A 10,000-nucleotide genomic window follows, 5' to 3' on the forward strand; every position below is an offset into this window, starting at 1 on the left:
GAAGCTAGCTGAGGTACTTATGTCTCAGACCGAAGCTGTATTTCTAATTGGTTTTAGCGCTGGCGCTGCTGCTTGCTGGATAAATTTGGCGTTAAATAATTTACCTATAAGCCATTGTGTAGCTTTTTATGGCGGTCAAATTCGTATGCTGACACATTTACAACCGCTTTATCCAACGGAGCTGATTTTTGCTGAAGAAACTCATTTCTCAGTGCGGGATTTGATGGCTGTGTTAGAAGGCCGAATTAACTTGAAACAAAGCCTTGCACCTTTTTCTCACGGTTTTATGAATAAGTTGTCGAAAGGATACAATGCTGAAGCTGCAAGGTTTTACTGGGAAAAAATAAAGGCTGGATACGAAGCCAGCCTTTAATCGTCAGCATCAACCAGTGCTGTTAACGTACGTTGGTACTTTCGAAGATTTTATCAGCTGACGCTGCAACAAAACCGCCGTATAACTGGCCGTTGGCCATAGGGTAACGACGGGCAAATTCGTAGAAACAACTCGGAATGTTACGCGTGCCGTCGGTAAATTGTACCGGTGCTTCGTCGGCTAAAGTGGAGGACTGTTCCAGCAAGACTTCTGGTGTGCCTTTGATCTCACCACCTGAAGTGTTTAACGGGAATCCTGCGTCTTTTAATGCCTGGTTCACGGACTCCAGAGTGTCAAAGTTTTTCAGAGCGTTGACACTGACCGTAAAGTGATTGGCGCGGTAACCCCAAACAGACATCCAAGCGGCATATTCGCTCTCTGCCAATAAAGTTTCGTAACTTTGCTGATCGATAGTCCAGTGACGGCCTGAATACAGGAAGTTATCTGCGGTTACCGCTGATTCAGGGATCTGGTCTACCAACTTACGCACAATGTTTTGAAGCTCTTCTGAGCATTTCTCTAACAGCAGTTCGGAAATAAACACTTTTGGCAGAGTAGGGTCTTTATGCTCAAAGTGTTTGGCATAAAGTTTTTTCGCTTCGAAGTGGTATTCACCACCTTCGGTATAACCTAAGGCCAGCAGGTGAGCTGCCAGTTTATCCAGGCCTACTTTTTCAATGTTAAAAGTACGAAGCGCGATGTGATCATTAATCACGTCATCTTGTTGTGACGAGCCTAAAATCGCATGAATTTTTTTGGCAGATGGGGTCACTTCCAGGTAGTTCGCCCAAAGTTGGTTAAACAGTTCTTTCACATCAGTATGCATAACGAGTCCTGCTCTGTTGATTATGGTGTTCTGGCCGGAAAGTCTACTGACTTTACCGGCTTTTTGTTTTGATCTGGTTCAGTGTTACAGCATTAATCCCGGGCTTAAACTGGCAGGCAGGACCACTTGATCCGCTTCGACAGAAGAGACAGGGTAAGCGCAATAATCAGCTGCGTAATAAGCACTGGCTCTGTGATTGCCACTGGCGCCAATACCGCCAAAAGGAGCGGCACTGGATGCACCTGTAATAGGTTTGTTCCAATTGACGATGCCGGCGCGAATGCGCTGGAAAAACAGCTGATAATCTTCGGCAGAATCGGCCAGTAGGCCAGCAGATAAACCGTATTTGGTGTTATTGGCTTCCTGGATCGCCTGCTCAAAATCATTGTACCTGTAGACCTTTAACAGCGGGCCAAAATGCTCTTCGTCAGGAATACCGCTGATACCTGTCACATCGACTATACCAGGTGTGACATAAGCGCCATGTGCTTGTGGTAGGGTCAGTTCGACTAAGGCTTTAGCGCCCATGTCAATAAGTTGCTGCTGAGCTTTGGCCATGCCTTCTGCTGCTTTGGCAGAAATCATAGCGCCGTAAAAGGGCTGTTCAGCAGCAAATGGGTCGGCAACCTTGATGTTTTTAGTCGCGGCCACCAATTCTGCCAAAATAGCATCGCCATTGCCGGTATTTGGCACAAACAAACGACGGGCACAGGTGCAGCGCTGACCTGAACTGATAAAAGCCGACTGAATAATGTCATGCACTGCAGCTTTAACATTAGCAACGTCTTTAATAATGAGCGGGTTGTTCCCACCCATTTCCAATGCCAAAATTTTACCTGGCTGACCAGCGAACTGCTGATGCAGGTAATGACCTGTGCCTGAACTGCCGGTAAAAAACAGGCCATCCAACTCTGGGTGTGCAGCCAAGGCCTTACCTGTGGCCACTTCACCTTGTAACAAAGTAAGCACGCCCGCTGGTAAACCAGCCTGTTGCCACAACTGTACTGTGTATTCAGCCACCTTGGGAGTCAGCTCAGAGGGCTTAAAGACTACCACGTTGCCAGCAATCAGAGCCGGAACTATATGACCATTGGGTAAGTGACCTGGGAAATTATAAGGTCCAAACACTGCTACCACGCCATGCGGCTTGTGGCGGATAAAGGCTTTAGCTCCTGGCATAGGGTTTTCTACTGTGCCGGTACGTTCTTCATGCGCGCGTTTGGAGATGGCAATTTTGCCTATCATAGCCGCTACTTCTGTACGGCTTTCCCATAAAGCTTTGCCTGTTTCTTCAGCAATAGTACGGGCCATAGTTTCAGTGTTTTCTTGTAGCAAGGCGGCAAATTTTTCAATCACCAGCAGACGTTCGGTAAGGGATAAAACCGACCAGCTATAAAAGGCCCGACGCGCAGAGAGTAAAGCCTGATGCACCTGAGCTTCATCGGCACTATTGCCGTGCCATATCGCCTGACCAGTTGCCGGGTTTACTGACTGAAAGGCTAAACCAAAACCGTTTTGCCATTGACCATCGATAAACTGCACTGCAGCTTTTGTTATCGTTTTCATAGTAGCTTCGTTCATTTCACTGCCTTTTCTAAGGAGAGGTAGCGCACAAAATCGCCATTGCTGACCATCAGAGCTTCTGCCAATTCTGGGCTAATCACCAATTCATGATTGTCGTTCAACGCTGCATTTTTACTGAATACTGCACGGAAATTGGTGGTGTGCGTGTTGCAAATAGACAAAGTGGCTGAGCCTTCAATCGGCGCGACCAGCACTTTGACTTTGTGGCTGTTGCGTACAGATTTTATTTGTTTTAACTGGCATTCAACTGTTGGGCCGCCGTCGAATAAGTCGACATAGCCCCGGTGGAAAAACCCTTCGTTTTCCAATAATGCCAAAGCAGGTTTGGTGTTTTCGTGAACTTCGCCTATCACTTGCTGCGCTGATTCTGGTAATAAGCTGACATAGATCGGATGGCGTGGCATCAGATCAGCGATAAAGCCTTTATTACCAACACCAATCATATAATCAGCAGTAGGGAAGTCGATGCTGAAAAAGTACGACTGCAACCATTTCCAGAACGGCGGTAAACCTGATTCATCAGCCACACCACGCATCTCGGCGATCACCATTTTGGAAAAACGCTTCGGATGTTCGGCCATAAATAAAAACCGTACTTTCGATAAAAAACGGCCGTTTAAGCCTTGACGATAAGGCTCACGTAAAAACAGCGTACAAATCTCAGATACACCGGTGTAGTCGTTGCACATGGTCAGTACTTCGACTTGTTTAAATACATCCAACTCTTTGGAGTGGTGCACCACAGTGCTTTTATGGAAATGGTACAAAGGGGTCTCCAGACCCACTGAGGCCTCAATGCCTGAGGTGCCGACTATCTCGCCGGTACTGGTATCTTCCAGCACAAACAAATAGCCCTGATCGCCCATGGCCTCAATGCTCGTCGCGAAGCTTTGCTCAGAACGGGCAATTTTCGCCTGCAATTTTTGCTCATTCACCGGCAACGAGGTAAAACCAGCACCTGATTCAATCGCGATTTGCATCAGGACAGGGTAATCCGATTGTCGGATAGGACGGATCAACAACATAAATTCTTTATTCCCGCGTTGTAGCTGTTAAATAAGTGAAGGGAGCTCAATGAACTCCCTTTAATAGCCTTACGCCTGCACCATCTTGGCGACAGCTTTTTCCAGACGTTTTAAACCTTCAGCAATGTCTTCCTTTGGAATAATCAGTGAAGGTGTCATGCGGATCACGCTATAACCTGCGACTAACATCATTAAACCTTCGTCTGCTGCGGCCAACATAAAATCACGGGCTTTGCCCTGATATTTATCATTCAAGGCTGCGCCTAACAACAGGCCCTGGCCACGGATTTCACTGAATACATCATATTTAGCGTTAATGGCTGTTAAACCTTCACGGAATAACTGCTCGCGCTCTTTCACGCCGTTTAACACTTCAGGCGTATTGACTGTATCAAATGCAGCTATGCCTACAGCACAAGCCAACGGGTTACCGCCATAAGTAGAACCATGGGTGCCGACCACTAAATGCTTAGCTATAGCTGTGGTTGTCAGCATAGCACCTATAGGGAAACCGCCACCTAAAGCTTTGGCTGTGGTCAGAATGTCCGGCACCACGCCTAAACCCATATAGGCATATAACTGACCGGTACGGCCTACACCAGATTGCACTTCGTCAAAAATCATCAGGGCATTGTGCTTTTTACATAAAGCCGCCACACCCTGGATAAAGTCTGCAGTTGGCGTGATGATGCCGCCTTCACCTTGCAACGGCTCTAACATCACAGCACAGGTATTGTCGGAAATCAGCGCTTCAAGACTTGCCAGGTTGTTGTATTCAGCATGCGCTATATCGGCAGGTTTTGGACCAAAACCGTCAGAATAAGCAGGTTGACCACCTACTGTCACAGTGAAAAAAGTACGGCCATGGAAACCTTGTTTAAAGGCAATAATTTGGGTTTTGTTCTCGCCAAATTCATTTTTAGCCCAGCGGCGCGCCAGCTTTAGTGCTGCTTCGTTCGCTTCTGCGCCTGAGTTGGCGAAATAGACTTTTTCAGCGAACGTAGCGTTGACCAGTTTTTGCGCCAGAATTAACGCTGGCTCATTGGTCATCACGTTGGATAAATGCCATAACTTATCGGCCTGATCTTTTAATGCGCCCACTAAAGCAGGATGGCAATGCCCTAAACAGTTCACGGCTATACCACCGGCGAAGTCGATAAACTCACGGCCTGTTTGATCCCAGACTCTTGAACCCTGTCCTTTTACCGGGATCACGGCGGACGGTGCGTAGTTTGGAACCATGACTTCATCGAATAAAGATCTGCTGACTTGCATTGTTGTTCTGCCTTAATGCTTTTTGTTAACGCCCCTGATCAACAGGGTAGCGAAGGAATTTCATTTATTATATTGGCCATACTTACCAATATGCAGTAGCATTATTTACAATATTTCAGCTAATTCTGACATTTTGATAAGGTGATTAAGCAAATTGATAAGCGCCGACGATGAAAAACTACTGGGTATGCTACGCCGCAACGCCAGAGCCAGCATTTCTGACTTAGCCAGAGCCTTAAATGTATCGCGCAGCACAGTACAAAACCGCTTGCATAAACTTGAGCAAAGCGGCGTGGTGAAAGGTTATGTGCTGGAATACGGCAGTGCATTTTTAAGCCAGTTAGTTTCAGCCCACGTCGCGATAAAGGTGCGGCAAAAGCTGACAACAAAAACCAATGTTGAACTAAAGCAAATCAGCCAGATTTCCGAGTTGTATGCCATTAGCGGCGAATACGATTTAATAGCAGTAGTGCAGGCGCAAAGCACTGAGCAGTTGAGCCATATTCTGGATGAAATTGGTAATCTGGATGGGGTAGAGCGGACCAATTCGTCTGTTATTCTGGAGACTAAGTTCAAGAGATAGCTGTCAAAAAGACACTTTTCAGGTCTGACCAGAGTGAAATGAACGCCATTTAGCGCCAGTTTAACCTTTGTGAGGTTGCCGCCTCAGTCAGACCTGTTATGATCGCCAGCAATTTGAGCCAGCAGGCTAGTTTTGAGAGATCCCCATGAGTACAAAACAACCTCTTTATACCTCCTACGCAGGTCCAGCTTTATTAGAAACTCCGTTATTAAATAAAGGCAGTGCCTTCACCAAAGAAGAACGTATCGCCTTTAACCTGATTGGTTTATTGCCTCCGCGTTACGAAACTATTGAACAGCAACTGGCCCGTGCCTATATGCAGTATTCCAGTTTCGCCGAACCCATCAACAAACATATTTATCTGCGTGCCATTCACGATAAAAACGAAACTTTGTTTTATCGCTTGGTGAAAGAGCATCTGGAAGAAATGATCCCGGTGATTTATACGCCAACAGTAGGGGACGCCTGTGAGCGTTTCTCGGCTATTTACCGCAGTGCCCGTGGTATTTTTGTTTCGTACAGCGAACGTGAGCATATGGATGACATACTGCGCAGCGTTACCAAGAAAAAAGTAAAAGTCATAGTAGTGACGGATGGCGAGCGTGTACTGGGCTTAGGTGACCAGGGCGTAGGCGGCATGGGTATTTCTATCGGCAAGTTGTCCTTGTACACAGCCTGTGGTGGTATCAGCCCGGCTTATACCTTACCAGTGATGCTGGATGTCGGTACGAATAATGAAAAACTGCTGAATGACCCTGTGTATATGGGTTCTAAGCACAAGCGTATTACTGGCGAAGAATACGATGCCTTTATCGACCAGTTTATGAAGGCTGTTAAACGCCGTTGGCCAGAAGCTTTGGTGCAGTTTGAAGATTTCGCTCAGCCGAATGCGATGCCAATTTTAAAACGCTACCGTGATGACTACTGCTGCTTTAACGATGATATTCAGGGCACTGCTGCTGTGACTGTAGGCTCCTTATTAGCAGCCTGTCGCAGTAAAGGGGTAAAACTGTCGTCGCAGAAAGTGGTTTTTGTCGGTGCTGGTTCTGCAGGTTGCGGTATAGCTGAGCAAATCATCAGTCAAATGAAAACTGAAGGACTGGATGATGCGACAGCGCGTAAGCAGGTCTACATGGTGGACCGTTTTGGTCTGTTGACTGAAGGCATGGCTGATTTACGTGATTTCCAACAAGCGCTGATGCAGAAAAAATCAGATCTGTCGGATTGGAGCTATAGTGGCGACTACGCATCATTACTTGATGTGATGAACTGCGCTAAACCAGATATCTTAATTGGTGTGTCTGGTCAGCCAGGATTATTCACTGAGCAAGTGATCACAGCCATGAAAAAACACTGCGAACTGCCGATTATTTTCCCGTTGAGCAACCCGTCGAAACAAGTGGAAGCGACACCAGAACAAGTCATTAAGTGGACAGAAGGCAAAGTGATTATCGCGACCGGCAGTCCGTTTAAACCTGTGACTTACAAAGGACAGTCGTACCATATTGCGCAGTGCAATAACTCCTACATTTTCCCGGGTATAGGTTTAGGTGTGGTGGCTGTGAAAGCAAGCCGTATCAGTGATGACATGTTACGTATTGCCAGTGAAACTTTGGCTGCAGCGTCGCCATTAGCCAACACAGGGCAGGGTTCTTTACTGCCGGCTTTGTCTGAACTGTCTGAACTGAGTAAAAAAATCGCCTTTGAAGTGGCTAAAATTGCTCAAAAACAAGGTTTGGCGCTGGAAATCGGTGATGAAGAATTACTGCAAAAAATTGAACGTAATTTCTGGACACCGGAATATCGTCAATACAAGCGAGTCAGTGGCCATTAATAACATTATTCAGCTTTTTACACTTTTAAGGCTGTAAAAAGAGAAATAAAAAGTTGGTTTAATCAGTAGCTTAGCTATTAAACCAACTTTTTTTATTTTTCCTGCCAACTAATTTCGTTCCAGCTTCGACTTAGTTACAACTGAACCACAGGAGCTTGTTATGAAATTCCAACCATCTTTTTCTTTTGTTTTGTCTTTTGCCGCCGTTGCCATCATTGCAGGTTGCACAGCTCAGGCAGAGACAACAGCAGCAACAGCCAAAGCAAAGCCTGCGCAAATCGCCTTTATTAAAAACTGTAAAGTGATACAGCAACGTGCCATGACGCCAGATGAGTTTACTGCATACCAGCGTTTAGAAGCCGTTGAACAACAAATGGATGAACTGCATTTGCCAATTAAAGCTTTTGAAGCTGAAATGGAACAGCACAGTGAACGCATGGCTGAACTTGCAGATCTTGTGCACCAGGAAGATGAACACAGTATTCGCATAGACAAAGTTAAAATGGCTGAGCAGCAAAAATTAGCTGAAGAAATTCAGGACATCGCTGAACGCCACAAACCGCATTTTGCAGCCTTAGAACAAAAAGGTGATGAAATAAGTGAATTGGCCGACGAATTCACAGACTTACTGGAAAAATCAGCACCGGCCGAAGGCTTTGATCAAATCCAGGTGATGTCAGGTTCTGGCGCAACAACAGAATGTTACGACGACGGTATTAAACTGATTTCACGGAATTAGTTTTAAACTTGAAGCGGAAGCTATAGGCTGCGTTTTGCAGCCTATTTTTTTGTTTGACGTAGACCGTGCGCATATGCGGATAAAATGCTGTAAAACAAAGCTGTTATCTTTGACACCATGTCATGCAAGCATGCGATAGTAACTTTAGATAAATTGAATAACCAGTTGATAAATAAAGATATAATGCTCCATTTCCTTTAATAGATAGTAGCACATAATAGAGATATTTCGTTAAATTAGAGTAATTTAACGCAAAAGAGGCTCCGAGAAAGGAGCCTTTTTTATTTAGTTGGATTTGGTTTTTAAGTCAAGCGAGCAAAAGCGGTGGTAGTAGAGAGAAATATTACCAAAATGGGAGAAAAGTGCAGTATTACTACACTTTTCGCCTGTCGGCAGAGTGGTGAAAAAAAATTATCTACTGAAAATGAAATTTTATTTTTGAGGCATTACATATGTCTTAGAAAAAGAACTGGGCTTATCTGATTTAACAGGGCCATTAAAACGAGGAATGAAAGTAAAACTTTGATGCTGAATGGTAAGACGGGTAATGCCATCTTGTGGCATAGGAATGGATTCAATAGCGTTAGAAATAATCTGAGGTAGCTGCTGTTCAAAATCTCTGCCCATGGTGCAATCAGAGATTCTTAGCTTGGAAAGCTGGCGCTTATCAGTATCAATCTTGATAAATATGCCACATGACTTTCCCCTGTGATATTCGTGCAATGTAACACGACGGTGAATTTTTTCTAAAAGCGCTGAGGTATATCGTGTGCTATCAGTGGATACGCTTTTTTTAGAAGGCTTGTTTTCATAAAGCGTTTTGTCTTGAGGCGTATGAGGCTGACTAACGTAGTGTTGGGAAAAAACAGATACAGATGCTACTCCCAGGAGAAAGACAATTAATTTACGCACAATAGAGTCCCTTTATTAGTTACGTGAAAGTAATTTACTTCTGATTTACCCATTTTGGCAAGGTGCGAACGTAACACAGAATTGGATCTGTTCAGTTGCGCCAAAACACAAAAGGCCCATTCGGGCCTAATGAGTTTCTGTCGCTGGAGTATTTAAAAGCCGGTTACTTTGTTGAAAGTGAGGCTACAGCCTCTTTGTTGTCATACCGCTTTTCAAGCGGTAAGCAGGTGACATTGTGTCGAACGTTATCAGCAGTTTTGACGGTAAGCACACATTCCCTGGGATGACTTAGCACTTTAAAGGGGCCGATATCAACAGGGTTATTGTCTTCATCAACCCAGTAATACTGAATTTCACGGCCAGCAATCATCACCGCAGAAAAGTAGAATTTAGAGGATTTTTTCTCATTGGGTTTAGTTTCGCCTTCAGAATTAGACTCTGAATTCGATTTCAACGCACCAGAATCAGCCTCTGCTGGCTTTGGATAGTAATACTCATAAGGAGCCACTGGCTCAGCCGAACAAGAGCCATAGAGCGTTTTATAGGTCTGGTTACAGCTAAATAATCCTTTTCGCGGCTCTTCAGGTTGAAAAACCACTAGGGCATTCACTGCAAAGGCGGACAGTGCTGCCCCAATCAAAAAAGGCCAATGTTTACCAAAGTTTTGCTGTTTAAGGTCATTTTTAAACTTCTCCCATTTGCTGATGTAGCGGCCATGCGTAAAGTAAGCTGGCAGCATCCGGCTAATTGCCTGTATTTCGTTATTCGCACTAAAGACTTGCTCAGTGTCATAGGCGTTGTAGAGGTGCTTGCCGTTGTACCACCAGCGGTCTACGGTCGGCGCATAGG

The 10,000-nt window shown here is 45.1% G+C and carries 10 protein-coding genes; 4 read left to right on the forward strand and 6 right to left on the reverse strand.

Annotated elements, in window-relative coordinates; genetic code table 11:
• Window positions 1-373 (forward strand): dienelactone hydrolase family protein (locus tag LDL40_RS13385; protein ID WP_300995874.1); only part of this gene is annotated, 373 nt, incomplete at its 5' end.
• Window positions 374-395: 22 nt separating this feature from the next.
• On the opposite strand, the gene LDL40_RS13390 is transcribed toward LDL40_RS13385, so the two are convergent.
• From LDL40_RS13390 to LDL40_RS13405, 4 genes are all read right to left on the reverse strand, one after another.
• On the reverse strand, window positions 396-1,199 hold the full coding sequence (locus tag LDL40_RS13390; RefSeq protein ID WP_300995875.1) for a DUF1338 domain-containing protein: 804 nt from the start codon (window positions 1,197-1,199) through the stop codon (window positions 396-398).
• Window positions 1,200-1,283: 84 nt separating this feature from the next.
• Window positions 1,284-2,765: a succinylglutamate-semialdehyde dehydrogenase gene (gene astD / locus LDL40_RS13395; RefSeq protein WP_300995876.1), complete on the reverse strand. Its 1,482-nt coding sequence runs from the start codon at window positions 2,763-2,765 to the stop codon at window positions 1,284-1,286.
• 11 nt (window positions 2,766-2,776) lie between these two features.
• Window positions 2,777-3,808 carry an arginine N-succinyltransferase gene (gene astA, locus LDL40_RS13400; RefSeq protein WP_300995877.1) on the reverse strand — a complete coding sequence of 344 codons (1,032 nt, stop codon included), beginning with the start codon at window positions 3,806-3,808 and terminating at the stop codon, window positions 2,777-2,779.
• Window positions 3,809-3,877: 69 nt separating this feature from the next.
• Window positions 3,878-5,083 (reverse strand): aspartate aminotransferase family protein, encoded by a 1,206-nt coding sequence (locus tag LDL40_RS13405; protein ID WP_300995878.1) that lies wholly within the window; start codon window positions 5,081-5,083, stop codon window positions 3,878-3,880.
• A gap of 154 nt (window positions 5,084-5,237) precedes the next feature.
• On the opposite strand from LDL40_RS13405, the gene LDL40_RS13410 reads away from it, so the two are divergent.
• The 3 genes from LDL40_RS13410 (at window position 5,238) to LDL40_RS13420 (ending at window position 8,239) form a co-directional block, all read left to right on the forward strand.
• On the forward strand, window positions 5,238-5,666 hold the full coding sequence (locus tag LDL40_RS13410; RefSeq protein WP_300995879.1) for an Lrp/AsnC family transcriptional regulator: 429 nt from the start codon (window positions 5,238-5,240) through the stop codon (window positions 5,664-5,666).
• 145 nt (window positions 5,667-5,811) lie between these two features.
• The gene (locus LDL40_RS13415; RefSeq protein ID WP_300995880.1) at window positions 5,812-7,500 is read left to right on the forward strand and encodes an NAD-dependent malic enzyme; all 1,689 of its coding nucleotides are present in this window, start codon (window positions 5,812-5,814) and stop codon (window positions 7,498-7,500) included.
• Between the two features lie 160 nt (window positions 7,501-7,660).
• On the forward strand, window positions 7,661-8,239 hold the full coding sequence (locus LDL40_RS13420) for a hypothetical protein (RefSeq protein ID WP_300995881.1): 579 nt from the start codon (window positions 7,661-7,663) through the stop codon (window positions 8,237-8,239).
• A gap of 432 nt (window positions 8,240-8,671) precedes the next feature.
• Here the strand turns inward: LDL40_RS13420 and LDL40_RS13425 are convergent, their stop codons facing one another.
• Together LDL40_RS13425 and LDL40_RS13430 are read right to left on the reverse strand one after the other, a co-directional pair.
• On the reverse strand, window positions 8,672-9,151 hold the full coding sequence (locus tag LDL40_RS13425; protein WP_300995882.1) for a hypothetical protein: 480 nt from the start codon (window positions 9,149-9,151) through the stop codon (window positions 8,672-8,674).
• 163 nt (window positions 9,152-9,314) lie between these two features.
• Window positions 9,315-9,890, reverse strand: a complete 576-nt coding sequence (locus tag LDL40_RS13430; protein WP_300995883.1) for a hypothetical protein — start codon at window positions 9,888-9,890, stop codon at window positions 9,315-9,317.
• Window positions 9,891-10,000 lie beyond the last annotated feature (110 nt).

The sequence above is a fragment of the Rheinheimera sp. genome (assembly GCF_020217005.1).
GTDB lineage: Bacteria > Pseudomonadota > Gammaproteobacteria > Enterobacterales > Alteromonadaceae > Pararheinheimera.

Excerpts from the sequence above, each read along its gene's own strand:
- LDL40_RS13420 (WP_300995881.1), top strand. The coding sequence starts at position 7,661 with ATGAAATTCCAACCATCTTTTTCTTTTGTTTTGTCTTTTGCCGCCGTT.
- astD (WP_300995876.1), bottom strand. The coding sequence starts at position 2,765 with ATGAAAACGATAACAAAAGCTGCAGTGCAGTTTATCGATGGTCAATGG.
- LDL40_RS13430 (WP_300995883.1), bottom strand. The coding sequence starts at position 9,890 with ATGCTGCCAGCTTACTTTACGCATGGCCGCTACATCAGCAAATGGGAG.
- LDL40_RS13390 (WP_300995875.1), bottom strand. The coding sequence starts at position 1,199 with ATGCATACTGATGTGAAAGAACTGTTTAACCAACTTTGGGCGAACTAC.
- LDL40_RS13415 (WP_300995880.1), top strand. The coding sequence starts at position 5,812 with ATGAGTACAAAACAACCTCTTTATACCTCCTACGCAGGTCCAGCTTTA.
- astA (WP_300995877.1), bottom strand. The coding sequence starts at position 3,808 with ATGTTGTTGATCCGTCCTATCCGACAATCGGATTACCCTGTCCTGATG.
- LDL40_RS13405 (WP_300995878.1), bottom strand. The coding sequence starts at position 5,083 with ATGCAAGTCAGCAGATCTTTATTCGATGAAGTCATGGTTCCAAACTAC.